Raw genomic sequence first — 25,505 nt, forward strand, 5'->3', positions numbered from 1 at the left:
TCGTTTCCGCCGGAACGACCGACGTGTCGGGCTATCGTAGACCCCGATAGATTCGGACCCCGGCTCCCGAAGAGGCCCCACGCCCGAGTTCACCGACGAATCGACTCCTCGGCGTCGTCGTGGAGGTGGCACGCGGCCGGGTGGGACTCCTCGCCGAGTTCCGGCCGGCGGCGCTCGCAGACGCTTTCGTACCGCGAGGACAGCACGTCAGCGGCCCGTTCCCAGTTCGAGGACGCCAGTTCGGCCAGCGCTTCCTCGACGACCTCGTCGTGTTCCGGGGCCAGCGTCCGGTCGATTACCCGCGTTTTCAGTGCCGTGACGAACGCCGGGAGGTCAGTTTCGGAGACGGCTCCGTCGACGAACTCGAACCCGCCGTCCTCGCCGACCGACTCGAGGGAGATGTCGCGACGTTCGATTCGCTCCCGGAGGTCCATGATCGCCCGGTACTCCTCCTGATCGATTTCGACGTCGTCAGGCGGGATGACCTTCGGACACCGGGTTCGAAACCGACAGCCGCTCGGTGGGTCGCGAGGGGACGGAACGTCACCGGAGATCGTTTCTCGATCACGCTCGCGTTCGTCGGTCGTCGCCCGCGGAACGCTCTCGAGCAGTGCCTCGGTGTAGGGATGTTTCGGTTCCTCGAAAATCGCCTCGACCGGCCCGATCTCGACGATTTCGCCGAGATACATCACGGCGACGCGGTCGCAGATGTGGCGGATGACCGAGAGGTCGTGGCTGATCAACAGGTACGTCAGATCGAACTCCGCCTGGAGTTCGTCGAGTAAGTTCAACACCTGCGCCTGGACCGAGACGTCGAGGGCCGACGTCGGTTCGTCGAGGACGAGAAACTCGGGCTCGAGGGCGAGCGCTCTGGCGATGCCGATTCGCTGGCGCTGGCCGCCGGAGAACTCGTGGGGGTATCGATCGAGTTGATCGGCAGAGAGGCCGACGCGCTCGAGTAACTCCCGCACTCGTTCACGCCGCTTCTCTACTGTGTCGACGTTGTGGACGTCCAGCGGTTGTCGGACGATTTCGCCGATCGTCATCCGCGGATCGAGACTCGAGAAGGGGTCCTGGAAGACGACCTGGGCGTCCCGGCGGAACTCGGTGAGTTCGCTCCCGGCGAGTTCGTACACGTCGTGTTCGTCGAACTCGACGTGGCCGTCGGTCGGCTCCTGGAGTCGGAGCAGCGTCTCACCGGCCGTCGACTTTCCACAGCCGGATTCGCCGACGAGACCGAGCGTCTCGCCCCGATAGATGTCGAAGCTCACGCCGTCGACCGCACGGACCGGAACCGGCTCCGCGCCGAGCAGGCGGTCGAGAATCGAGTCTTGTTCCCAGAAGTACTTCTGGAGTTCTTCGACGCGAACGAGGGGCTGGCCGGAGCTCATCGCCGATCACCTCCGGAGTCGTCGACTACCGACCGGGTTCGTTCGGGTTCGACGTCGTCTTCGGTCCGGTCCGGATCGGCGTGTTTGTCTCCGGCGGGGCGTTCCGTGTCGCCGAAGTAGTCCGCCGGAAGCGCTCGTCCCTCCTCGTAGTCGATTTCGGCGAGTACACACCGGGCCTGGTGGCGATCGCTTCCGCCGGCGTCGTACTCCGGCGGGTGCTCGAGGCAGGTCTCCATGGCCTTCGGACAGCGATCGGCGAAGTAACACCGGTCGTCCATCTCCGCGTCGATGAGGCTGGGGACGTTTCCAGGGATCGGCTGGAGACGATCGCCCGCGCGCTCGAGGTCGGGAACCGAGCCGAGCAGGCCCTCGGTGTAGGGGTGGACGTGCTCGTCGAAGACGTCCTCGAGTCGCCCGCGTTCGACGATTTCGCCGGCGTACATCACGCCGACGCGATCGCACATTCGGGCGATGACGCCGAGGTTGTGGGTGATCAGCAAAATGGTCATTCCGGTCCGTTCTTGCAGGTCGTCGAGCAGATCGAGCACCTGCGCCTGAATCGTCACGTCGAGGGCCGTCGTCGGCTCGTCGGCGACCAGAACGTCGGGTTCGCCGGCCAGCGCCTGGGCGATCATCGCCCGCTGGAGCATTCCGCCGGAGTACTCGTGTGGGTACTCGTCGGCTCGTTCGACCGGGTCGGGGATGCCGACCATCTCGAGCAGTTCGATCGCTCGCTCGCGACTGGCCTCGGAGACGTACCGCTGGGACGGAAGAACCGACGACAGGAGGTAGTTGCCGAGCGAGTACTCCCGCGTTCGCGCCCGCGTCGATCGCGGGTTCGCGCTGGCCCGGCGCTGGACCTCGACGGCTTCCGCGAGTTGCTCGCCGACGGTCAGCGTCGAGTTGAAGCTACTCTCCGGATCCTGAAAGATCATGCTGAACGACGTCCCGCGAAGCGACCGCCTGAGGTCGTCCGGAAGCTCGAGCAAGTCGACGAACTCGCCGTCGACCGCGTCCGGATAGTCGTCTTCGACCTCCGCGACGAGATCACGGTTTCGATACCAGATCTCGCCGCTCGTGATCTCTCCCGGCGATTCGATCAGGTTCATGACCGAACGGGCGGTGACGCTTTTGCCGCTCCCGCTCTCGCCGACGATCCCGAATATCTCGCCGCGTTCGATCCGAAGATCGAGACTCGAGACCGCGTTTATCTGTCCCTCCGTCGTGAAAAACCGCGTCGAAAGATCGTTTACTCGAAGTACATCTTCTGTCATCGTCCTTCACCCTCGATGTTCGGGTCGAGTGCGTCCCGGAACCAGTCGCCCAGCAGGTTGACGCTGATCACTGCCAGGACGATGCCGATCCCCGGAAGCATCGAAACCCACGGCCTGGTTCTGAGGACGTCCTGTCCCCGTTCGATCTCGTACCCCCAGGAGAGCGTCGTGCCGGAGAAGCCGAGATACGCGAGCGACGCTTCCAGCAGGATGATCACCGCGACCTGAATCGTCGCGAGCACGATGATCGGCGTCAGGCTGTTCGGGAGGACGTGTTTCGACAAGATCGTCCAGTTGCTCGCTCCGAAACTGCGTGCCGCCTTGACGTACTCTTCGTTCCGGATCGACAGCGCCTCGCCGCGGGCGACCCGCGCGAACCACACCCAGGTGACGAGTCCGACGACGATCGTGACGGTTCCGGGGATCGGTATCGATTCGGGCATCCCCTCTGCCAACCCCGCCAGTACGATCGGATCGGGAACCTGGACCGGTGACTCCCCGAACACGCCGATGAGCGCCAGTGCGAGCACGAGCGCCGGGAACGCCAGCATGACGTCTGCGATACGCATCAGACCGTCGTCGACCCGGCCGCCGTAGTATCCTGCGACGAGTCCGACCGGGACGCCGATCGCGACTGCCATGCTCGTTCCGAGGAGTCCAACGAGCAACGAAATTCGCGCCCCGTAGAGGAACCGCGAGTAGACGTCCTGTCCGACGTTGTTCGTTCCGAGGACGTGTTCGCTCGAGCCCCGTACGGTTACTTCACCGATTTCGCCGTCCGCTGCGACCTGCGTCGTGTACTCGTGACCGAGCGGCGGATACTCCGCTCCTTCCTCCGTGTAGTGGCCCGTCCGAGTCGGATCGTGAGTAGCCAGAATCGGTGCGAACATCGCCATAAAGAGAATCGAGATCAACAACAGCAGTCCGATTTTCGGGAGTAGACTCTCGGAGAACGTCTGTTTGAGGTTCGATTTGACTCTCTCGGAGATCATTCGTCGCTCACCCGTGGGTCGAGAGAGGCGTACAGCGCGTCGACGACGATGTTAATCGAGACGAACGCGATGGCGATGAAGACGACGATCCCCTGCATGAGCGGCCAGTCTCGCGCATCCAGTGCGTCGATGAGTCGGAGCCCGAGACCGGGCCAGTTGAACACCGTTTCGGTGATGACAGCACCACCCATCAGCGTCCCGATCTGGAGGCCGAGGACAGTGAGGATCGGAATCATCGTGTTTCGAAGCACGTGTTTGTACCGGACGAGGACCGCGGGCAGTCCCTTCGCCTGACTCGCCGTTACGTAGGGTTTTCCGAGCTCGTCGACCATCCCGCTCCGGGTGAGACGGGTGATCAGAGCCGTAAAGTAGGTTCCGAGCGTGATGGCCGGAAGCGCGATGTATTTCAGCCACGTGAAGATATCGCTCGGAGAACCGGTCTGGGCGAGCGTCAGGACGGCTGTCCCGAACCCGACCGGTCGCCGACCTGTCGGAAAGAGACCGGCCCACACGCCCAGAATGAGAATCAACATGAGTCCGAGCCAGAAGTTCGGCGTGGAGATCCCCAACAACGAAAACAGCGTCGCTCCGTAGTCCGAGGGCTGGTTCCGTCGCGTCGCCGAAACGACGCCTAGTGGAATCGCGATGACGATCGCGACGATCGTTGCGGCCACCGCGAGTTCGACCGTCGCCGGAATGCGTTCGATGACCATCGCCTCGACCTCTCTGTTCGATTGCCAGGAGTAGCCGAAATCACCGACGACCATCCCCTGAAGGTAATCGAAGTACTGCACGTAGATCGGTTCGTTCAATCCCTCCTCTTCTCTGACTTGCTCGACGAGTGCCTGTGTCGCTCCCTCGGCAAGCATCAGGTTCGCCGGGTCGCCGGGCGATACCGCCCGGAGACCGAACATGATCGTGATGACTCCCCAGATGACGAACACACCCTGAAGTATCCGCCGTACGAGGAACTTCCCCAGCGTCATTTGAATGTAGTACCCATAGACCGTATCGAGTGAATCGAGGGCCTGATAATCACGCTTTCGTTTCACCGGGAGACAGGCCGCGAGACCTGTCGTTACCGCTCCATTTCCCAGATGTAGACGGTCTCGTCTTCGCGTGGGTCCCACTGGATGTCGTCTCTGACACCGTAGATGCTCTCCTGGGTGTGCAGGAAGACGAACGGAGCCTTCTCGTGGGCGAGCTGATTGACCTCCTCGAGTTGCTCTCGTCGCTCGTCGGGATCCTCGATCTGCTGGCTCTCGAGGATCGCGTCGCTGAGTTCTTCGTCGTGGAACGTCCGGTTCGGGTTGTCAGGGATCGTAAAGAAGCCCTGGACGCCGTAGTCGGTGTCACCGGTGATAGTCCCCCAGCCGATCAGGTAGAACGGAATTTCCCAGGTGTCTTCGTACTCGTCGGGATCGACGCCGGCCTGGTTTGCGTCCGAGACGACACCGAAGTCGACGATGTTCGCCGAGCAGTCGACGTTGTCGAGTTGGTCGATCTGGTCGGCGACCGTCTCGCCGACGTCGGCGTCGTTGAGGTATCGGCCGGACGGTGCGACGAGTTCGATCTCCACGCCGCCGTAGCCGCTCTCCTCGACGAGGCTCTCGGCCGTCCCGATGTCCTGTTCGTAGGGTTCGATACTGTCGTTGAAGCCGTTGATTCCGGGTGCAACTGGCTGCCCTCGCGCCTCGCCGAACCCGCTGAGGATCGTATCGACGATCTCCCCGTTGTCGACGGCGTAGTTCATCGCCTGGCGGAACTCCTGGCTGTCGAACGGTTCGACCGTGTTTTTCATCGGGCAGAAGATGTTCCGGAAGCTCGTCACCTGCCGAATCTCGACTCCGTCGGCGTTCTGGACGGTCGTCACGTCCTCCGGAAGGATGTTGATCGTGAGATCCGTCTCTTCCGTCTCGAGTGAGGCCACCCGACCACTGGATTCGCCGTCGGCGTTGAACCTGACCGTCTCGAACGGTGGCTCGTCGCCCCAGTAATCGTCGAACCGCTCGAGGACGATCTCTTCGCCCGAGGTAAAGTCGACGACCTCGTACGGGCCGGTTCCGTTGAAGTCCTCCGGATCGGCACCGGAGATCGCCTCGTTTTCGGCGTCGTGGTTGTCGATCGCCCACTCCATGTTTATCGCGCGAGCGTAGTTGCCGAACTCGAACTCGGCCAGACCGGGCGCGGCTCCGTAGTGGACCTCGAGGGTCGTATCGTCGATTGCCTCTGCCCCCTCGATCGAACCGAGACCGAAGGTCCCGATCGGGCTCGGGACGCCCATCTCCGGATCGACCGTTCGCTCGATCGTCCAGGCGACGTCCTCCGCGGTCAGGTCGTCGCCGTTGTGGAAGACGACGCCGTCCCGGAGGGAAAGCTCAGTCGTCCCTTCGCCCTCCTGGATCTCCCAGTCTTCGACGACGCGCCCGAAGATCCCCTCGCCCGGCTCGAAGTCGAAAAGCGGTTCGTAGATGTGATCGTACACGTCGAAGTAGTCCCCGGTAATGTGATCGAGCGGATCGATCGTGTCCGGAAACTGCGACAGCGTGATCGTGAGTTCGTCGGCGTCGCCGTTTACCCCACCATCGCCGTTGCCATTGCCGTTGCCGTCATCACCGTTCCCGTTTCCGTCGTCCACACAGCCCGCGAACGCGCCGATGCCGGTCGCTGCTCCGGCGGCCCCGGTGAGTTTCAATAGCGTTCGTCGATCGATACTGCGTCTATTAGCACCCTTCATACCAGATGGAAAAACACGCAGGTTTTTCATAAATGTTACTGATGTCGAAATCCATTAGTAGCCGTTTTCGCATGTTCGGAAAACTGAATAGACATCCATTTCACACTTTGTAAGTTTCATAAGTTCTGAAAGTGCGGCGAACCTGAGAGTCGAAACCTGACGATCACCAAGTGGCCGCCGTATTCCAACGGGCTACTCGGCCGGTCTGCCATCCGTCGGTATCGTGCGAACGCGACCGTCTCGTCTCCGGGACGACGGTACAGTAATCCGTATCACTCACCGGAAACTTCCTATTCGCGCTCTACTACCCGTGTCCGGGTACGATAACTCGCACTGTCCGGTCGGGAAATCGACACCTTCCGCTTGGGTCCGGTTCGACCTCCCCTCGAGAGACAGTCGACAGGCGTATGTGGCCGCTCGCGGCCGGTAGAAAACGAACTGCGAACGCGTTACAGTTCGTTCAACTTTCGCAGCAACTGGCCGCGATACTCCTCGTCACTCGTGACGCCTTTCACCTCGAGTACGTTGCGCTCGAGTTTATCGAGGGCGACGCGGAAGGCATTCTCTGCGCCGTAACCCTCGCCGGTGCCGGCGACCTGTCCCTTGTTGGTACGGAGGCGGATCTGACAGTGGATCAGCGGCGTACCGCGCAGTTTCTCCTTGTGCTCTTTGAACCGGACGTGAGCGTGGAGGACCTGCATCTCGGCGTACTTGTCGGAGACGTCCGTGATGCTCTCGACGATCGATTCACGGGTGATCGTATCGAGAAGCGAGATATTTGTAATCTGGACGTCCATGTGTTCTTCCTCGGTGAACGTCAGCGCACGCAGGACGTCGGTTTTCGTGATAACGCCGGTTACGACGCGATCGTCGTCTTCGGGCGTGACCATCAGCCCGCCGTAATCGAGGTCGAGCATCATCTCGACGGCGTCCTCGGCGGTGGCGTCGAGCGTCGTCGTCTCGACGGGGCTGTTCATGATGTCGTAGACGGGAACGTCGAGCATTCGCTCGTTGTCACCGACACGGTCGCCGGTGGTCATGCGTTCGTTCTCTCGGATGACGAAGTCGGCGATGTCGTGGGTCGTCACGACGCCGGTGAGATAGCCGTTCTCGTTGAGAACCGGGATCCGGGAGATACCGTGTTCGCGAAGGTTGTTGATCGCCTTTCCGATCCCGTCGTCTTCGCGAATAGTCACCGGATCGTCCGTGTAGACGTCTTCGACCGTGAGCGCGTCGAGGTTCTCGAGAACTGCCTCGAGAAGCGCATCGCTGCTGATCACCCCCCAGAGTTCACCGTCCTCGAAGACGGGTGCCATCTTCGCGTTGCTTTCGATCAGTACCCGTGCCGTTTCCCGGACGTCTTCGTCGCGGCCGACCCGTGGGGCCGGGGCGCTCCGACTCGGCTTGATCAGCGCTGCAACCTTCGCATCGTCTTCGACGTGGGACTGGAGGACCTCCCGCTCGCTGATGACGCCCTCGTACTCCCCGTCGTTAGTGACGATAATTCCCTTTGGGTTGCCGTTCTCGAACGTCGAACGGACCTTCCCCATACGCGTCCCGACGTCGACTTCGATGTAGTCCTGCGTGGCGATATCAGCGATATTCATCGTTACGGTGGGTTATACTGCTGCGGGGGTTTTGAAGATACTGCCTGTTCCCACACCGTCGTGGGAACGCTCTTGGGTCCGGGTACGAAAACGGATGGATATGAGAGCGGATATCAGCGTCCTCGGTCGGTACACGTACCTCGCAACCGAACTGTTCTGGGGAACCGTCGCATTGCTGTTGCTCAAGCGGGCAGGTGCGCTCAGAAAGGCCGCCGTGACGATCGTCGTCCTCTATCCGATCGCGTACGTCTGGGACCGGTACACCCTCGCAGTCGGCGTCTTCGACATCCCGCTTCGGACTGGGATCGACGTCGCCGGCATCCCGCTCGAGGAACACCTGTTCATGGCGGTCGTCCCCGGACTCGTGATCGGCGTCCACGAGACGATCTTCGGCGGCGAAACCGAGTAACACTGTCAGACAGAAAGGGTATCGGGCGCGCCACTGCTGCCCTCACCCACGGAGAGCACCTCGAATTCGCAGACCAGTCGGGGCCTGCTACGACGAAAAGAACCGTTTGAGCCGTCCGAACACTCCGCCCGACCCGTCTGACTCGTCCCCGGCGTCGTCCCGTGAGTCGGTCGCGCGGGTGGTCGACTCGGTATCCGTCGTCCCCTCACGTCGGCCCGCGTCGTCCTCGTACCGACCCCCTCCACTCCCGTGCGTGTCGTCTGCCTCGCGGTTCGGGACGCCCACAGCGGGCTCCGAGGCCTCGAGGTCGTCCATCGAGAGTTCTATTTCGCCGATGTCGGACGTCGGCTCGCGTCCCTCGCCAGCTTCGGCCGCCCGGACGTCCGCGCCGGTGACGTCGCCGCGTTCGATACGCGCCTGGAGTGCATCGGACGCAGCGTCGACGGACGCCGACTCAGTGATCTCCGTCGTACCCGCCCTCCCGGACGCAGGGTTCGATCCCGTGTCACCGGGATCGATTTCCGTCCGCTCGTCGGGATCGGTTTCCGTCCGTCCGTCGGGTTCGGCCGTTGGCGTGCTGTCGGACTCCGCGTCCTCGTCGGGTTCGGCCGTTGGCGTGCTGTCGGACTCCGCGTCGGACGGATCCACTCGATCGAGCGAGTCGAGGATGTCGTCGACGCTTCGCTCCGAGACGACCCGCCGCGGACCGCCCCCGGGCTCGAGACCGTCACTCGACCCATCGTCGGCCGGTTCGTCCCCCTCGTTTCTCGAGCGGTGTGGTCGCTCGTCGGTCATCGTGGAGTTCTGTCTACGCAGCGCCCATAGCCTTTTCCCACGGCACCACTTGGCGGAAACAGTTTTCGCGCTCTCGTGGTCGTCGGGACGGCCACGGCGCTGCCTCACCACTCGTGACAGAAGTTGTGTGACGCGTACACCTCGCCGTCGTCGGCGATGTAAACTCCGACTCCGCCGCGGTCCCACTGCGGTCCACCGTGATTTTCGAGGATCGCATCCCGGTGGGCACTCGAGTTCATCCACTGGTCGACCAGCCCCGTCGCGAGCCCTTCGGCCGTGTGGTACTCGACGATGTCGTCGTCACCCGGCCGCTCGACCGGCCTGTCGACCCACGTCAGTGCGATGTTTTCGCCGTATCCCCGACAGTAGTCGTCGACGGCCGAGAACCGATCGTACGGTCCCTCGTCGTCCGGGTTGACGTGTGCGAAGTACTCGCGATCGGCCATGTCGTGACTGTGTGCCCGAGAGACGGAGGCGACCGTTCCGTCCCACTCGAGCGCCTCGAGGCCGTGGTCGGCCCGGCGGTCGTTTACTTCGGCGTGAACGAACCGCTCGACGTCGTCCGAGGTGATCGTCTCGACGTCGGTTTCGTATTCCGAGACTCCCGGATCGTCGGGATCGGTAACGGCCGGCGTGTGTTCGTCCACCGGCGGCGGATCCGAACTCGGATCAGGCGGCTCCCGGACGTCGACGACGTCGACGTCACTCACGGTCTCGAGCGTCGATGGGGCGAGCGTGACGACGCCGAATGCCAGTACCGAGATGAGCGCAACCGTACCGAGTAGTCGAATCGCCGATCGAAACACGGCCCGCTCGTTCCGATCCCCGTCTCCGTCCGGCGACCGACGTTCCATTGTCCGTCGATCACCGGCCCGAGATAAGACCCTCCGGGTCCGTTGCAGTCGCTGATACTCGCCGACGAACCGAGACACGACGTCGACGACCGGGCCTCGAGTCGCGGGTGCGCCGGCAACGACGGACAGGAAACCGTATCAGCCGACCAGCGTGATAAGAACGAACAACGTCCCGATGGACGCGACCGTCGTCACGAAGACGTTCAGCGAGGCGAACTTCCTGTCCCCACCTAACTCCGCTGCGAACACGTACGTCGAGACCGCAGTCGGTGTTCCGAGCATCACGATGGCCGCGGTGAACGTCGCTGTCCCCACCTCGAGTGCCGAGAAGACGAGCCACGCGAGCAGGGGCATACAGGCGATCTTGAGCGCGACGACCGAACTGACTGCACCGACGTCGAGCGTCGACGCTTCGATCTGGAGTGCAGCGCCGACACAGAGTAACGCGAGCGGCAACGCGAGCGATCCGACGACGTTCAGTCCACTCCCAATTGCGGGTGGAATCGACACTCCGATCGTTCCCACGGAAAGACCGGCTATCAACGAGACGAACACGGGGTTTTTCGCGAGGCCGAGCAGTTTGTCGCCGATCGCGACGTCGGTCCCGTTGAACGTCGACAATACGATAATCGTCAACGGAACCTGTGTCAGCGTCACGACGCCGAGGACCACGCTCGCGATCGCCGTCACCCTGGCGTCGAACGTCGCGGCGACGAGCGGGAGACCGAGGTAGCCGAGGTTCGAGTGATACGACTGAACGATCGCGACGCTCGAGCGGGCGCTCGACGACCGGTTCCGGTGAATCAGCCAGGCGATCCCAGCCGTCAGAAACACCACGAACAACAGGCCACCGATCAACGCGGGCGAGAGCAACTCGGCGATCGCCTGGTCGTACGTCGAGACGAATATCAGCGCCGGAAGCGCGACGTAGTACGCGAGCGCGTTCAGTTTCGCCGTTCGACCCGCGTCGAGAACGCCCGTCGTCCGGAGTGCCGTGCCGACGAGTAACACGGCGAGCAACGCCAGCAGCCGACCGAGCACCTCCATATCCGCCTCGAGTCGACTCGAAGGTTTGACCGTTCGGTTTCCGACGCGGCCGTGACGGCGTACCCGGTGGACGTGTAGAAGCCGCTGCCCGCTGGGTTGGGCCGGTCTGAACACAGTAAAAACGAGTTATGGAAGCGGTTTTCGCGCGGATTGACGCGCCGCTCGAGCCTCGTCCGACGCCTGACGAATCTCCCGACGGTGATCATCCCACGAGGCGTACGGTGAAACGGGGGTGTTCCCGACCGGTACTCTGGCCGAACTGTGCTTTTGACTACCACGCATAGCAATAGTAGATACGCCGCGGACAATACTGTACTTTTGCAACGATTCACCGGAAAATCACGCCCCTGGGAGATATTTCTGGACATATGGTGCTTTCACTCGAGAGGTACACCGTCAACGCCGTCGATCAGTGTCGGCCGGAAAACGAATCAGGACGGAACCCGCGGCCCGTCGACGATGCCTCGAGCGCGCTCGGCCACCTTCTGGGTCCTGCCGAAATTCGAGAGAGTCGCCTCGAGGTAGTCGGAATTTCGTCCGTCGAATCGACGTCGGGAAAAGTGGGTTGGGGCAGATTTGAACGACGCCGAGACGTGCTCGCTTGCGCTGCGCGCGCCTCGTCTAGTTCAAATCTCCCGTAACGATTTCTGACGACACGGACTCCTCGCTTCGCTCGTCGTCGTTGTGTCGTCAGAAATGGGTTGGGGCAGATTTGAACTGCCGGCCTCCTCCATGTCAAGGAGGTGTCATAACCAGACTAGACCACCAACCCGCCTGGTATCAGTCCGTGGCACCGACGCCACGTCGTCTGCATTCCATCGTTGCCCGCCACCGTAATTGAAGGTTTCGATTGACAGCCTCCAGAGCGACTCCGTCATGGTATTCCATCTCGGGATTTCGGTCCCCCAACGGGTCCGTTGCATATCCGTCGGCTCACGAACAAGCATCGAACCGACTGCATCCCACCCGGGCAAATACGAACCCCCGTTCGACGAACTCGAGGGTCACTGATGGACGAACGTCGATCTGACCTGCTCGAGGTCATCGTCACACGTCGAGCAGACTTCTTTCTCGGTGGCGATGTAGACGACGCCACACGTCTCGCAGTGAAAGAGATTCCCGGTGTCGTCGTCCGTACTCGAGGATCCGTTCGACCGCCGATCCGAGGCTTTCAGAGATTCGGTTTCGCTCGAGCGTTCATCGAAGGGGAGACTCGCGCGGACGCGGTCCCGGAGGCGACCCAGTCGCGAAGATGACGACCGTTCGTATTGACTATCCATACAGTGGTCGTCCATTATATAATAGAAGAACGTACCGTCTAAACGATTTGGTGGTCACGGGTTCGAACGGGTGTAGCGGTCCCGGAGTTTCGGGGACTGAGAGACGTCGACGGGTATAGTAGCCACTGGAAGTCAATGCACACCTGATCGCACGACAGCTGTGCGATCAGTGTGTAAATAGTTCCAGTTGTTACTATATGCGGTCGGATGTGCAGTGACTGCGATAGCAACCTTTTCGACCGTCCCACCGCCACTCGAGTACATGAACTTCTTCGATCGACTGCACGACCGTATTCGGACGGTCGACAGCGTCGTCAGCGTCGGCCTCGACCCGGACCGCTCGCGTCTTCCTGACCACCTGACCGATCACGACCTCCCGCGGTGGGCGTTCAACCGGCGGATCATCGACGCGACCCACGAACACGCGGCCGTCTTCAAACCGAACGCGGCCTTCTACGAGGATCCGGACGGGTGGCGTGCGCTCGAGGAGACGATCGCCTACGCCCACGGGAAGGACGTTCCCGTCCTGCTCGACGCCAAACGGGCAGACATCGGCAACACGACCAGACAGTACGCGAAGGTCCTCGAAACCGTCGACGCGATCACGGTCAACCCCTACATGGGACGGGACTCGCTCCAGCCGTTTCTGTCCGACGAGGAAGCCGGCGTTTTCGTCCTCTGTCGAACCTCGAACCCCGGTGGGGCCGACCTGCAGGACCTCGAACTCGAGACCGGTGAACCGGTCTACGAGCGCGTCGCCGCGCTGGCCGACCTGTGGAACGAAAACGACAACGTCGGCCTCGTCGTCGGCGCGACCACTCCGGAGGAACTCGAGGACGTTCGGGATATCGTTCCCGACCTCCCCTTCCTCGTTCCCGGCGTGGGAGCGCAGGGGGGTGACGCCGAGGCGGCGATCGAACACGGCCTGGCCGACGGCGTCGGACTGATCAACTCCTCGCGAGGGATCATTTTCGCCGGAGAGGATCACGGCGAGGAGTTCGCGAAGGCGAGCGGGCAAGCCGCAAAACGGCTCAAAAAGCGGCTGAATCGGTACCGCGACTGATCGCGTCTCGAGCGAGCGATCGCCCCTCGAGTCGGCCCGTCCGGCAGTATCATACGGATTACTGTCACTGTGTACCGGCGCACTCACCGCCCGGGTCGCGGGTGCGCCGTCAACGACTGCCAGTAAACCGTATCAGAACCGATGGATGTCGACGTCGTCTTGCCGACCGGGGTCCGCGCGAGCGGCACAGTCGGCACACAGCCCCTTCCCTCGTTCGTAGTGTTGCTCGCACGCGAGCGTCCCGCAGTTGTCACACCGTTCCTGGGCCGGCCGACTCTCACAGATCTGACAGAGTCCGCTGACGCTCATACTGCCCTTACGCGCTCGAGTCTCTTGAAACCGGGCCCGGCGTCGGGACGGACGTAGCGACCGAAATCGTGATACGCCGAGGAAATCCGCCCATAACGCACACCCGGAGTATGTCCATTGTCAGCAGGTGACGAGAAGGCTTTTGTCGTGGGGGTCGCTACCGGTTCGTATGAGCCGTGACCGGGCTCTCCTCGAGCGAGCCCTGGACCGTGGCGAACAGGACGGTGGCAGCGTCGAATTCAAAGAACGGTTGTCACGCGACGTCCACCTCGAGGGTGGACGCCGAGAGAGTCTGGCCGCACAGCTCCGACACCGCATTCTTTCCGGCGATGGCGAGGCGACGTACGTCGTCGGCGTCACGGACGACGGCGGACTCGCTGGCGTCGATCCGAACACGTTCTCCGAGACGATGGACGTCCTCTCGTTGCTCGCCGAGGAGGCCGATGCCCACATCGACGACGTACAGACGTGGGGCGTCGGAGCCGACCGGAACGAGGGGCTCGTCGGCGTGGCCACGATTCGCGAGGGTGGCGTCCTCGAGACCGACGACGAACACGTCGTGGTCGGAACTGCGGGTCACGTCGACCACGGAAAGAGTACCCTGGTCGGCTCGCTCGTCACCGGAAAAGCGGACGACGGCGATGGTGCCACGCGCGCCTTCCTCGACGTCCAGCCCCACGAAGTCGAACGAGGGCTCTCGGCCGACCTCTCCTACGCCGTCTACGGCTTCGACGACGAGGGCCCCGTCAGGGTTCGAAATCCGAACCGGAAAGGCGACCGCGCGGAGGTCGTCGAAAACGCGGATCGGCTGGTCTCGTTCGTCGACACCGTCGGTCACGAGCCGTGGCTCCGGACCACGATCCGCGGGCTCGTCGGGCAGAAACTCGACTACGGACTGCTCGTGGTCGCCGCCGACGACGGGCCGACGCGCACGACGCGCGAACACCTCGGCGTCTTGCTCGCGACGGATCTGCCGACCATCGTCGCGATCACGAAAACCGACGCCGTCGACGACGACCGGGTCGAAGAGGTCGAACGCGAGGTCGAACGACTCCTCCGGGAAGTGGACAAATCTCCGCTGCGAGTGGCTCGCCACGGCGTCGACGCCGCCGTCGAGGAAATAAACGAGCGGGTCGTTCCGATCGTCGAGACGAGCGCGATCACGATGGACGGGCTCGAGACGCTCGACGAACTGTTCGATCGGCTTCCGAAGACCTCCCAGGATGCCGGCGAGTTTCGGATGTACGTCGATCGAAGTTACTCGGTCACCGGTGTCGGCGCGGTTGCGTCGGGAACCGTCATGTCCGGCGAGGTCGAGGCCGGCGACGAACTCCTGATCGGTCCGATGTCGGACGGCCGGTTCCAGGAAGTCGAGGTCCGATCGATCGAGATGCACTACCACCGCGTCGACAGGGCCCGGGCCGGCAGGATCGTCGGGATCGCCCTCAAGGGAATCAAAGAGAGCGCTATCGAACGGGGGATGACGCTCCTCCCCCGCGACGCCGACCCCAACCCCGTCCGGGAGTTCGAGGCCGAAGTCATGGTGCTCAACCACCCGACCAGGATCGGCGACGGCTACGAACCCGTCGTCCACCTCGAGACGATCGGAGAGGCCGCCGCCTTCTATCCCGACGACGGCCGGCTCCTGCCAGGAGATACGGGCGAAACGACCGTCCGCTTCAAGTTCCGCCCGTACCTCGTCGAGGAAGGACAGAAGTTCGTCTTCCGCGAGGGCCGGAGCAAGGGCGTCGGAACCGTAACCGACGTTCACCCGGCCGACTGACGTCGCTCGACCGGACTATCCTCACGCCCGTTCGGACCACCGTGTCCCGATCGACGAGCGTCGACGTTCGCGTTTCCGACTCCAAACGGTATTTACTGTCGCAGCCGAAAGCCGGAGACGATGGAACGCGGGTCGCCGGAATCGTTTACGCGTATGGGCACGCTGGGGATCGAAGAGGAGTGTTTCGTCGTCGACGAGCGGGGTCGTCCCACGAGCGGAACCGACGAACTCGTCTACGAACACGACCCACCGAGGATCCTCGAGGAGCGGCTCGATCACGAACTGTTCAAGTTCGTCATCGAAACCCAGACCCCGCTAATCGAATCGCCTGCCGACGCTCGCGACTCGCTTCTCGAGATCCGTCGAGCACTGCGCGACCACGCACGTGCCCACGGCTATCGAATTGCCGCCGCCGGACTCCACCCGCTCGCGAAGTGGCGGGAACTCGAGCACGCCGAAAAGCCCCGGTACCGATCGCAACTCGATCGAATCCAGTACCCACAACACCGGAACACGACCGCGGGCGTCCACGTCCACGTCGGGGTCGACGACGCGGACAAGGCCGTCTGGATCGCCAACGAACTGCGCTGGTACGTCCCGATCATCCTCGCTCTGTCCGCGAACTCGCCGTTCTGGAACGGGTTCGACACCGGGTTGCAGTCCGCACGCGCCAAGATATTCGAGGCCCTTCCGAACACCGGAATGCCGACCTACTTCGAGGATTTCGACGCGTTCGACCGGTTCGAACGCCGGATGCTCGAGACCGAATCGATCGAGGACCGCGGCGAACTCTGGTACGACGTCCGCCCGCATACGGCCCACGGGACCGTCGAACTCCGAACGCCGGACGGGCAGGCCGACCCCGACATCGTCCTCGCGTTCGTCGAGTACGCCCACGCGCTGGTCGAGGCCCTGAGCGAGGAGTACGACGACGGCGCGGAGGGGATGGCCAGAGAACACCGGCGCGAACTGTTAGACGAGAACAAGTGGCGCGCGATCCGCCACGGCCACGACGCCTCGTTTATTTCCCGCAATCTCGAGGGGACGATCGAGCTTGGCGAACTCGTCGACCGCGAGTGCGAGCGGTTGGGCGTCGACGGGATCAGACGCGTCTACGAGCGAGAGAGCGGCGCACGTCGCCAGCGACGACTGCTCGAGGAAGAGGGGCCGGACTCGCTTTGCGAATCGCTGTCGCTCCAGGTCGAGTGACGAGGGGGAAAGGGGTACGTCGGCAGGGGTCCGTGCGTGTATGGCGCAGGTGATGATGTGGCGCCCTGCCGTATTTCTTCGTAGCACTGGGAGGGTGATATCGGTGATGCCAAACTATGTTGGTGTCGATCGGCTGTCGATACCATCGGTTCCGGTCTCGACGAGGGCGACGCGACGAACGACGTTCCCTCGGACGATCGAGATCGCCTCGGGGACCAGCGGCCACGATCCGTAGTATACGGTCTGCGATGACTCGGTACCGGGTGATCGGAGATCCGGAGCGACCGGTCGCCGTACCGCAGTCGCTCCGGTAAACAGTTACAGTAATCCGTATCAGGCGATATCTCGGCTCGTGTCGATCGCGACCTCCTCGGTGAGTTCGAGTTTGATCGTCTCCGTCGGCTGGTTGCCGTGACGGAGCTTCGGTATCGTGAGGTGGTTCTCGAGTTCGGTCCCGGCCACCGTGGTCCGAAGGTCGAACACCGCGTCTGCTGCGTGATGCGTACGGGTACGGTTTGCCGGTTGAGACGGCTCTTTGAGGCAGTGGAGTACCGCGATACTGCTCGTCTCCAGCATTCGGTCTTTCAACCCGTTGAGAAACGAAACGTAGTCGTCGGTGTCGGTCCGCTCGAGGACGTTCATCGTGTCGACGATGAGATTCGCGCCGTCGGGAAGCGCGTCGACGAACTGTCTCGCTTCCTCGAGCGGTTCCTCGCCGGTAATTCGTCTCACCGTCGGATTTCCGACGGAGGACGGAGAGCTTTCGATAGCGGTGGTAATCGCCCCATCGGAGCGTTCGGTCGAGAGATACAGCGTGCCGCGTGCAGCGGTGAGTTCGTACAGTAGCAACTCGGACTGGCTGGCCGGGCTGGCGTCGTAGGCGACGACACAGCCCGGCGGTAACCCCCCACCCAGTTTCCGATCCAGTACGTCGATCCCGGTCTCGAGCCGCTCCTCCATTCGATTGTGCTCACTTGCGTCACCGACCGCATAATTCTTTGCCTTTGACTCCCTTTCAAAAGGAACGCCAGTAGTGTCGAACGAGGGATTGAAGAGGGACGCAAGAGCGTACACGAACGAATGCGTCACGATCACCTCATCACGAGCAAACAACTCTCACGATCGGACGTCGAAACGGTTCTCGACCGGGCAGCCGAGATCGACGCCGACCCTGTCGCGGTCGCGGACCGCCACGCGGGAACGCTCCTCGGACTCCTCTTTTTCGAGCCGAGCACCCGGACGAAGATGAGCTTCGAGACGGCGATGAAACGCCTCGGTGGCGACGTCGTCGACATGGGAGCGGTCGAATCCTCGAGCGTCACGAAAGGCGAGACGCTCGCGGACACCGTCCGCGTCATCGAGGGGTACGCCGACGCACTCGTGCTCCGTCACCCGAAACAGGGATCGGCGACGATGGCGAGTGAGTTCGTCGACGTCCCGCTCTTGAACGCGGGCGACGGCGCGGGCCACCATCCGACCCAGACGCTGCTCGATCTCTATACGATCAGGAAAAACGCCGGGCTGGACGATCTGACGATCGGGATCATGGGAGATCTGAAGTACGGACGGACCGTTCACTCGCTGGCGTACGCGCTGACGAACTTCGACGCGCGTCAACACTTCATCAGTCCCGAGAGCCTGCAGTTACCGCGGGAAGTCGTCTACGATCTCCACCAGGCGGGCAACGGATCGGGTGTCCGCGAGCACGAGTCCCTCGAGGACGTCCTGCCGTCGCTCGACGTCCTTTACGTCACTCGCATCCAGCGCGAGCGGTTCCCGGACGAAAGCGAGTACCAGAAGGTCGCCGGCGAGTACCAGATCGACCTCGAGACGCTCGAGCGGGCGAGTGACGATTTGACGGTGATGCATCCGCTTCCACGCGTCGACGAAATCGCACCGGAGATCGACGACACGGAGTACGCGGCGTACTTCGAGCAGGCTCACAACGGAGTTCCGGTGAGGATGGCGTTGCTCGATTTATTCCTCTCGGCGAACGGAGGTGGGGCCGATGAGTGAGGACCACCAACTGCGAGTCAGCAAGATTCGAAACGGAACGGTCATCGATCACGTCAACGGCGGACAGGCGCTCAACGTCCTCGCGATCCTCGGAATCGACGGAAGCGAGGGTGAGGAGCTCTCGGTCGGAATGAACGTCCCCTCGGATCGACTGGCACGCAAAGACATCGTCAAAGTCGAAGGCCGGGAACTCAGCCAGGACGAAGTCGACGTCCTCTCGTTGATCGCTCCCGACGCAACGATCAACATCGTTCGCGAGTACGAGGTCGTCGAAAAGCACCGCGTCGAGCGCCCCGACGTCGTCGAAGCCGTCCTCTCCTGTCCCAACCCCGGGTGCATCACGACCGAGGGAGAGCCCGTGACCTCGCGATTCGAGGTGCTCGAGGACGGCGTGCGCTGTTCGTACTGCGGGACGATCGTTCGAGAATCGATCGCGTCGATGATCGACACCTGATACGGATTACTGTCCCTGTGTACCGGCGCACCCGCCGCCCGGTCGCGGCTGGGCCGGCATCGACGTACAGTAAACCGTATGACATCTCGAGGGACGCTTTCGTCGGATCGACAGCGGTCGACCGCTCCTCGTTTCTAGAACGATATCCAGAATATCTAAGTGGTAACCCCTCAATAGTGAGATCGTATATGTCCCGTATTGTGAAAATACTGGTCGCCCTGGTCGTTATCGCAGTCCTCGTGAAGGTCGCTATGAGCCTGACCTCGGACGTCGAGGAGATCGAGTACGAACCGACCCAGTAGCATCGAGTCACAACCGAACGCCTTAGGGCGGCGGCGTCGTATCCGGAAGTATGTACGGCGTCGTCACCCGAAACGAGGACGAACTCCGCTGGCCGGAGTTCGACACCGGATTCTACGAGGTGAAAGACGTTACCGGTCGGTCCGCCGAACCGGTCGCGGACGCGGTGAACATGGTCTCCTGTTTCGGGGACAACGCCGCGTCGGACGCCGATCCGTCGCTCGTTCCCGTCGACGAGATGGGACGACCCGCGACGCGCGACCGGACGTACTTCGACTGGGACTACGTCTGTCCGACCCGACGGGACTACCGCGAGGGACTGCTCGACGTGATCGACGACTGCGTCAGCGCGAACGGCGACGTCAGACTCGACGACGTGGGTTTCCCTCGAGCCGAATACTGTCGCTGTGGCTTCTGTGAGCAGGGATTCGAGGAAAGCGAGTACGAGGATCGCTTCGCGTGGCGAGCAAGCGTCATCACCGAGTTTGTCGCGGACGCGACGGCGCGGATCCCCGGTCAGGTGTACCTGACATTGTATCCCGACCCGTATCCGGGCCACCTCTACGAGCGGGCCGGTATCGACCTCGACGCACTCTCCGAACACGTCGACGAGTTCGTCGTTCCGCTGTACGATACGGCCTACGAGACGACCTACTGGCTCGAGACGATCGCCAGCGGGTTCGAGAGCGCACTCGACACGCCGTTCAGTATCGAACTGTACGCGGTCGATGTCGATATCGACAATCTGATTCACGCCCTCGAGGTGGCCGATGCCTACGGGGACGACGTCTTCTTCGGGTACGATGCGTCCACTGCCCGGGCCGCGTTGCGTCGAAAACGGGCCGACGAACGCGACGGTGTCTCACACGGCGACCCGAGTTCCGGATCGTAATCGTCCCTTATTCAGTCGGCAGTCGTTTCATCGCGAAATTACCACGTTTCAGTTTCCCGGGAGAGACACCTCGTCGAATCGAATTTCGACCGATCGAACCGTTTCGATCGGTTGGGACAGTGCTTCCAGGCGGAACCGACTGCGGTCTTTATTGCGGTCTCGGTTCCGGACCGTCACGGCGGCAGACCGTACCGGCGGACGTCTTACGTCGACTTGTAATCGATGGCGGGAGGCCGAACTCGAAATCTCGAACCTACCCATGACAGAGCAACACTCAAACGCGGATTCGACCGACCGGCCGCATCAGGCGACGATGTGGCAGGGACAGGAAGCGATGGAACAGATGTTGAACGTACAGCGGAATATGGCCGAGATGACACTGAGCGCGTTGAAGTGGCAGGATACTGCCCAGAAGCAGAGCATGGAGATGACGCGGTCTATGATGGGGACCGTTCCAGGACAGCAGTTTACTCAGTCGATGCTCGAGAGCTACCTGCAGGGGATGGAGGCGATCGTTCCCGAGATGAAACGCGCCGTCGAGCAGGGAATGCAGGCGGCAGACCAACCCGAACAACGGATGACCGGTCGATCCGGCCAGCACGCGAAAACACACCAGTCAACACCGGACACGCAACGGCGAGAGCAACGCCCGCACCAACGAGCGTCCGGTGAACGTGAGACGACGCGACAGCGCCGGCGGATGGACGAACGGAGGACGCCCCAGCAGTCCGGTTCGGAACAGACGCCCGCTCGAGGCGAGACGCCGATACCGCAGTCGGGCCAGCGGAGAGAGGGCCGCCGGTCGAGTGAGCCGACACAACACCCTCGAGAGCCGGTCGAACAGCAGGCTCGAGCACCGACCGAACGACCCGTGGGACAGTCGAGCGAACAGCCGCCACGACAGTCGACGGAACGCTCTCCACAGCGGTCAGGCGAACAGTATCCCCAGACCGGCGAGTGGGTTTCACAACAGGAGTACGCCGGCGACTCGAGCGGGGAGAGAGAGCGCCGGTCGGCCCCTCGAGGGCAAAGCGGCCGGGCCCCGCAGTCGGGACGGCAAGACCGGCAGCCCCCGGAACCGCGACAACGCCGAACGCCGGAACAGGACCGACGCCCGGTCCAGAATCCGCCGGCGCCACAACGAACTGAGCGGGCCGAGCCGAGCCACGACCGCGAGGAGTCGTCCGCTGAACGGTCCGGTCAACCGGAACGACGAAGCGACGAAGACGACGACCACGAGCAACAGTGACGTCTCCCCGGGCGAACACCGGGGATTCCCGTACTACGGAGTCATTCGTGGCCGTGTTTACTTTTTGCAGAATACGGTGAGGATTGTACAGCAGACCCCCCGACCGTCGCCGTCAGTCGATCAGGTCGTCGTCATCATCGTCGTCGTCCATCAGCCCCTCGTCGTCGTCACCGATGAGGTCGTCATCGTCGTCGTCCATTAGCCCCTCGTCGTCGTCCATCAGCCCCTCGTCGTCATCGCCGATGAGGTCGTCATCGTCGCTGACGCCGGTATTACGATCCCGATCACGGGCTCTCCCAGGGTCGTCGCCGCCGATCATATCGTGATCGTCGTCGTCGCCGATGAGGTCGTCGTCATCGTCGCCCACCAACCCCTCGTCGCCGATGAGATCGTCGTCATCGTCGCCCACCAACCCCTCGTCGTCGTCACCGATGAGATCGTCGTCATCGTCGCCCATCAGCCCATCGTCGTCATCGCCGATGAGGTCGTCGTCATCGTCGCCCATCAGCCCATCATCATCTCCCATACCGGTATCGGTGTCGCGAGTGGTGTCAGTACCCGCTGTCCTCCCGGCTTCGGTTCCCGTCGATCCGCCTGCTGAGCCAGCACCACCTCCCGGGCCGGTGAGTTCGCTCTCGAGACGCACTTCGTCGGAGGTCACCGTCGCGACCGATTCATCCTGAAGTGGATACGCGTCGTCGTCGGTTCCACCCCATCCCAGCTTCGCTTTGATCGTATCGGTTATCCCGGGGTCGGGTTCGACGTGAGCGGTGCCGTGTTCGACATCTGCGACGATACCGACTTCCTCACCCGCTGCGTTGATAACGGTCTTTCCGATGTCGTCATCCGTAAACTGTGGGGACATTGCGATAACACTGACAACGAAGACGACCAAGATGGTGGTGCTTGCGCAGGCTTGCGGCCACTCGTCGACCGAGGGGCGTTCGTTCGGCAGATACGAATCTCCGGAGTGTTCGGGAAATGGAGAGAATTCGATCCAGGAAAAGGACGTCCGCAATCGAAGACGGTCCGTTCGCCACGAGAACCGATCTCGAACACAGTTACCCGCGTTCAGACCGGAAAATTTGCTGTTCGATCGGTACTGGCGGCCGAAAACTGGTCTGGACGTCGCCCAGACATCGTCCGTCGACGACCTGACACGGTTTACTGTAAATCAATGTCGGCGCACCCACCGGCCGGGCGGCGGTGCGTCGGGAATCGGTACAGTAATCCGTATGAAACCGACGCGAGCGGTATCAATCAGACGGGACCGGCGGTGCGGTCGCCTCCTCTTCGGTCACGTTGAGTTCCGACGTGACGAGCGCGCGATACGCCCGGCGAAGCCGCTCGGATAGTGCCTGGTGGGAGATGTCGAGTTCGTCCGAGAGCTCCTGCATCGAGACCTCGCGCGGGATTTCGAAGTAACCGTGATCGATCGCGGCGACCAGCGTCTCGTACTGACGGGAGGTGAGTCCACACTGCGTGCGGCTTTCCTCCGCCAGACCGAACAACCGAACGATCGTCGGCGAGACACCGTTATCGGCGAGTCGATCGTACAACGAGCTTACGCTTTCGCGGTCGATCACTCGGACGCTCAACAGCCACGTTCCGCTCGAGGCGGACGCGCTCAACACGGTGCCGCCTTCCTCGAGAACGACCTCGAAGGGATCGACGGTTTCCGGTTCGAACTCGATGTCGTACAGGAACCGACCCTCCTCGGCGGTGATACACGAGTACGATTCGATCGCGGACGTATCCGTCAGCGCGTCCTCGATCTCTGACTGTGGAGCCCCCGACAGCCACAGCCCGTGCCCACTCGAGGCGATGACGCGTTCCATCTCACACGTCAGCGAGGGAATCGCCTCGAACATGTCGCCCAGTCCGGTACCGTCTGCCGGGATTTCGATGTCAGCGATCGATGTCATGATCTCGTCAACGAATACAGCCACGACTGCAATAACCCCACTTCCAAAGAGATTAGAAGGGGCAATAGAGACTGTCCGTCGGGTTGAACTCTTGGTTCTGTCTATTCTCGTCGAAAGGAATGTGTTGCTCAGTGATTCGTCGGACGCCAGACGAGGAGTTGCACGACGGCGACGACGACGACGGTCACCGCGACGAGCGCGAGCGTGAGCGGAACGACCGACTCGAGGCCACGCGAGACGAACGAGATCCAGATACGGGTCGGTATCGTTCGCGGATTGTACGCGACCATCATCGTCGCACCGAACTCGCCGATCGCTCGCACGAACGTGAGGACGATTCCGGCGGCGATGGCGTTACGGGCGACCGGCAGTGTCACCCGGCGTACCGTCTCTAGCGGCGTGTACCCCAGGGTTCGGGCGGCCTCCTCGAGTCGACGATCGACGCTATCGAAGCCCGCACGTGCCGTAATGACCAGAAACGGCGCGGCGACGAACGTCTGTGCCAGGACGACGCCGGCGTAACTGTCGGTGAGCGGAACGCCGACCGCCGCCGCAGCCGACCCGACCGGGGTAAAGCGGCCGACGAGAGTCAACAACACCGCGCCGCTGACGACGGGGGGTAACACCAGCGGGATCAGGACCGCCGCCTCAACGAGGCGTTTCCCCCGGAAATCGGTCCTCGAGAGCACGTACGCGAGCGGGAGGCCGAAGGCGGTTGCGATCGCGGTTGAGACGGGAGCGGTGAGCACCGACGTCGCGATTGCGGCCCGCGTCGCGGGTGCGGTCAGTTCGTCGACGACGCCGACCGAACCGACCTCGACGAGAAACAGGACGAACGGGACGACGAAGTACGCGAGCAACACCGCCCCCAGAAGCACCGGCACCAGGAATCCGCTCTGGATCGATCGGAGGCCGCTGCCGAGTGCCTTCGTCGATCGACTCACGGAAGGACCCTCCCTGGAACGTCGCCGTGGCCGCGGGGCAGTGGCGTCGGCGTCCGCAGACCGGATTTCTCGAGGCCGTCCGGATTCTCGAGGAGATGCGAAACGAACCGTTCGCCCCCGTCCTCGCCGTCCGCACCGTTTCGAACCGACGCGTTGTAGACGATCGGCGAACCCGCGATCGTTCGTCCTTCGGTCGTCGTATACGACGCTCGCGCGTATTCGGTGTCGGGATCGCCGAAGTTGTAAGCGTCCGGGAGCTCCCGAACGGGAAGATCGCGGTCGGCGGCCATGTTTCGATAGACGACTGCACAGGATCGAGTGCCGGCGTCCACGCCGCCGAGTACCTGTCCTTCCCCGGCGTCGACCTGAACGCGCTCGACCGTGGCGTCGTAAAAGCCCTCGAGGTCGTGTTCCCGCTCGGCCAACTCGAACAGTTGAAGCGCTCGATACCCGACCGGGCTTCGATCCGGATCGCTGATTCCGATCGCCCCTTCTTCCGCGTCCGCCAGGACGTCGTACCAGGGTTCGTCGCTCTCGAGGCGCGCCCCGAGTTCGGTGTCAGCAGCGTAGGCGATCACCATCTCGTTAGTCGCGAACTCGACGTCCCAGTCGACGAAATCCGGATAGAGCCGGTCACGAAGGAGCGAGACGTCGACGCCAACTATCACGTCCGGGTGGGCGCGTCCTTCCTCGATCATCCGAAGGATCGCGTTCGTTCCGTGGTACTCCCCGTCGAACCGGATACCGGTCGCCGACTCGAACGCCGGACCGAGCCGTTCCTCGAGGGCGACCGTGAGACTCGTCGCTGCGAGCACCCGGACCCGGCCAGCGGTTGCGAGACAGCCGGCCACCCCCACCAGACCCCCCGAAACCGTGGCGCTCGCCGCGAGAAACGACCGCCGGCTACCGCGGGTGGGAAACCGGTCCTCATCGCTCATATCGCGACCTTCGAACGCCGGCGTAATATAACTACTT

At 62.7% G+C, this 25,505-nt stretch carries 24 protein-coding genes and 1 tRNA gene; 8 read left to right on the top strand and 17 right to left on the bottom strand.

Annotated features, from left to right (window positions below; all coding sequences use genetic code 11):
* Window positions 1-89: 89 nt before the first annotated feature.
* The 6 genes from EA473_RS13870 to EA473_RS13895 all read right to left on the bottom strand — a co-directional run bounded on the left by EA473_RS13870 (window position 90) and on the right by EA473_RS13895 (window position 8,001).
* Complete coding sequence (locus tag EA473_RS13870) at window positions 90-1,391, bottom strand: ABC transporter ATP-binding protein (protein ID WP_124196253.1); 1,302 nt, start codon at window positions 1,389-1,391, stop codon at window positions 90-92.
* Window positions 1,388-2,665 carry an ABC transporter ATP-binding protein gene (locus EA473_RS13875; protein ID WP_124196254.1) on the bottom strand — a complete coding sequence of 426 codons (1,278 nt, stop codon included), beginning with the start codon at window positions 2,663-2,665 and terminating at the stop codon, window positions 1,388-1,390. The genes EA473_RS13870 and EA473_RS13875 overlap by 4 nt, the downstream gene beginning before the upstream one ends.
* Window positions 2,662-3,657 carry an ABC transporter permease gene (locus EA473_RS13880; protein WP_124196255.1) on the bottom strand — a complete coding sequence of 332 codons (996 nt, stop codon included), beginning with the start codon at window positions 3,655-3,657 and terminating at the stop codon, window positions 2,662-2,664. Before EA473_RS13880 ends, EA473_RS13875 begins: the two co-directional genes overlap by 4 nt.
* Entirely contained in the window at window positions 3,654-4,643 is a 990-nt protein-coding gene (locus tag EA473_RS13885) for an ABC transporter permease (protein WP_124196295.1), read from the bottom strand. Before EA473_RS13885 ends, EA473_RS13880 begins: the two co-directional genes overlap by 4 nt.
* A gap of 92 nt (window positions 4,644-4,735) precedes the next feature.
* Window positions 4,736-6,394 carry an ABC transporter substrate-binding protein gene (locus tag EA473_RS13890; protein ID WP_124196256.1) on the bottom strand — a complete coding sequence of 553 codons (1,659 nt, stop codon included), beginning with the start codon at window positions 6,392-6,394 and terminating at the stop codon, window positions 4,736-4,738.
* 449 nt (window positions 6,395-6,843) lie between these two features.
* On the bottom strand, window positions 6,844-8,001 hold the full coding sequence (locus EA473_RS13895; RefSeq protein WP_124196257.1) for a CBS domain-containing protein: 1,158 nt from the start codon (window positions 7,999-8,001) through the stop codon (window positions 6,844-6,846).
* A gap of 100 nt (window positions 8,002-8,101) precedes the next feature.
* On the opposite strand from EA473_RS13895, the gene EA473_RS13900 reads away from it, so the two are divergent.
* Entirely contained in the window at window positions 8,102-8,410 is a 309-nt protein-coding gene (locus EA473_RS13900; protein ID WP_124196258.1) for a lycopene cyclase domain-containing protein, read from the top strand.
* Between the two features lie 87 nt (window positions 8,411-8,497).
* Here the strand turns inward: EA473_RS13900 and EA473_RS13905 are convergent, their stop codons facing one another.
* From EA473_RS13905 to EA473_RS13925, 5 genes are all read right to left on the bottom strand, one after another.
* Window positions 8,498-9,205, bottom strand: a complete 708-nt coding sequence (locus EA473_RS13905; protein WP_124196259.1) for a hypothetical protein — start codon at window positions 9,203-9,205, stop codon at window positions 8,498-8,500.
* Between the two features lie 104 nt (window positions 9,206-9,309).
* Entirely contained in the window at window positions 9,310-10,059 is a 750-nt protein-coding gene (locus EA473_RS13910) for a CAP domain-containing protein (protein WP_124196260.1), read from the bottom strand.
* A gap of 138 nt (window positions 10,060-10,197) precedes the next feature.
* A complete protein-coding gene (locus tag EA473_RS13915) occupies window positions 10,198-11,106 on the bottom strand; it encodes an AEC family transporter (RefSeq protein ID WP_124196261.1) in 909 nt (302 codons plus the stop codon).
* 697 nt (window positions 11,107-11,803) lie between these two features.
* Window positions 11,804-11,878: transfer RNA gene (locus tag EA473_RS13920), tRNA-Val, on the bottom strand.
* Between the two features lie 232 nt (window positions 11,879-12,110).
* The gene (locus EA473_RS13925; protein ID WP_124196262.1) at window positions 12,111-12,386 is read right to left on the bottom strand and encodes a hypothetical protein; all 276 of its coding nucleotides are present in this window, start codon (window positions 12,384-12,386) and stop codon (window positions 12,111-12,113) included.
* A gap of 262 nt (window positions 12,387-12,648) precedes the next feature.
* Here EA473_RS13925 and pyrF point away from each other — a divergent pair, with 262 nt between their 5' ends.
* Window positions 12,649-13,449 (top strand): orotidine-5'-phosphate decarboxylase, encoded by an 801-nt coding sequence (gene pyrF, locus EA473_RS13935; protein WP_124196264.1) that lies wholly within the window; start codon window positions 12,649-12,651, stop codon window positions 13,447-13,449.
* Between the two features lie 132 nt (window positions 13,450-13,581).
* Here pyrF and EA473_RS22355 read toward each other — a convergent pair whose 3' ends face one another.
* Window positions 13,582-13,758: a hypothetical protein gene (locus EA473_RS22355; protein ID WP_165875295.1), complete on the bottom strand. Its 177-nt coding sequence runs from the start codon at window positions 13,756-13,758 to the stop codon at window positions 13,582-13,584.
* 169 nt (window positions 13,759-13,927) lie between these two features.
* Between EA473_RS22355 and EA473_RS13940 the strand changes: the two genes are divergently transcribed.
* Window positions 13,928-15,541, top strand: coding sequence for a GTPBP1 family GTP-binding protein (locus EA473_RS13940; RefSeq protein WP_124196265.1), 1,614 nt, complete (start codon window positions 13,928-13,930; stop codon window positions 15,539-15,541).
* A gap of 120 nt (window positions 15,542-15,661) precedes the next feature.
* Window positions 15,662-16,750, top strand: coding sequence for a glutamate--cysteine ligase (locus EA473_RS13945; protein ID WP_124196266.1), 1,089 nt, complete (start codon window positions 15,662-15,664; stop codon window positions 16,748-16,750).
* Between the two features lie 333 nt (window positions 16,751-17,083).
* Here EA473_RS13945 and EA473_RS13950 read toward each other — a convergent pair whose 3' ends face one another.
* The gene (locus tag EA473_RS13950) at window positions 17,084-17,710 is read right to left on the bottom strand and encodes an RAD55 family ATPase (protein WP_124196267.1); all 627 of its coding nucleotides are present in this window, start codon (window positions 17,708-17,710) and stop codon (window positions 17,084-17,086) included.
* 120 nt (window positions 17,711-17,830) lie between these two features.
* On the opposite strand from EA473_RS13950, the gene pyrB reads away from it, so the two are divergent.
* The 4 genes from pyrB (at window position 17,831) to EA473_RS13970 (ending at window position 21,661) form a co-directional block, all read left to right on the top strand.
* Window positions 17,831-18,766 (top strand): aspartate carbamoyltransferase, encoded by a 936-nt coding sequence (pyrB, locus tag EA473_RS13955; protein WP_124196268.1) that lies wholly within the window; start codon window positions 17,831-17,833, stop codon window positions 18,764-18,766.
* Entirely contained in the window at window positions 18,759-19,220 is a 462-nt protein-coding gene (pyrI, locus tag EA473_RS13960) for an aspartate carbamoyltransferase regulatory subunit (protein ID WP_124196269.1), read from the top strand. Before pyrB ends, pyrI begins: the two co-directional genes overlap by 8 nt.
* A 352-nt stretch (window positions 19,221-19,572) precedes the next feature.
* The gene (locus EA473_RS13965; protein WP_124196270.1) at window positions 19,573-20,412 is read left to right on the top strand and encodes a hypothetical protein; all 840 of its coding nucleotides are present in this window, start codon (window positions 19,573-19,575) and stop codon (window positions 20,410-20,412) included.
* A gap of 259 nt (window positions 20,413-20,671) precedes the next feature.
* Window positions 20,672-21,661 (top strand): hypothetical protein, encoded by a 990-nt coding sequence (locus tag EA473_RS13970; protein WP_124196271.1) that lies wholly within the window; start codon window positions 20,672-20,674, stop codon window positions 21,659-21,661.
* A 112-nt stretch (window positions 21,662-21,773) separates the two neighbouring features.
* Here the strand turns inward: EA473_RS13970 and EA473_RS13975 are convergent, their stop codons facing one another.
* The 4 genes from EA473_RS13975 to EA473_RS13990 form a co-directional block, all read right to left on the bottom strand.
* Window positions 21,774-22,526 (bottom strand): hypothetical protein, encoded by a 753-nt coding sequence (locus EA473_RS13975; RefSeq protein ID WP_124196272.1) that lies wholly within the window; start codon window positions 22,524-22,526, stop codon window positions 21,774-21,776.
* 391 nt (window positions 22,527-22,917) lie between these two features.
* On the bottom strand, window positions 22,918-23,586 hold the full coding sequence (locus EA473_RS13980; RefSeq protein WP_124196273.1) for a helix-turn-helix domain-containing protein: 669 nt from the start codon (window positions 23,584-23,586) through the stop codon (window positions 22,918-22,920).
* A gap of 128 nt (window positions 23,587-23,714) precedes the next feature.
* The gene (locus EA473_RS13985; RefSeq protein WP_124196274.1) at window positions 23,715-24,530 is read right to left on the bottom strand and encodes an ABC transporter permease; all 816 of its coding nucleotides are present in this window, start codon (window positions 24,528-24,530) and stop codon (window positions 23,715-23,717) included.
* Window positions 24,527-25,468: an extracellular solute-binding protein gene (locus EA473_RS13990; protein ID WP_124196275.1), complete on the bottom strand. Its 942-nt coding sequence runs from the start codon at window positions 25,466-25,468 to the stop codon at window positions 24,527-24,529. The genes EA473_RS13985 and EA473_RS13990 overlap by 4 nt, the downstream gene beginning before the upstream one ends.
* Window positions 25,469-25,505 lie beyond the last annotated feature (37 nt).

The organism is Natrarchaeobius chitinivorans (assembly GCF_003841505.1).
In the GTDB taxonomy this organism is placed as follows: domain Archaea; phylum Halobacteriota; class Halobacteria; order Halobacteriales; family Natrialbaceae; genus Natrarchaeobius; species Natrarchaeobius chitinivorans.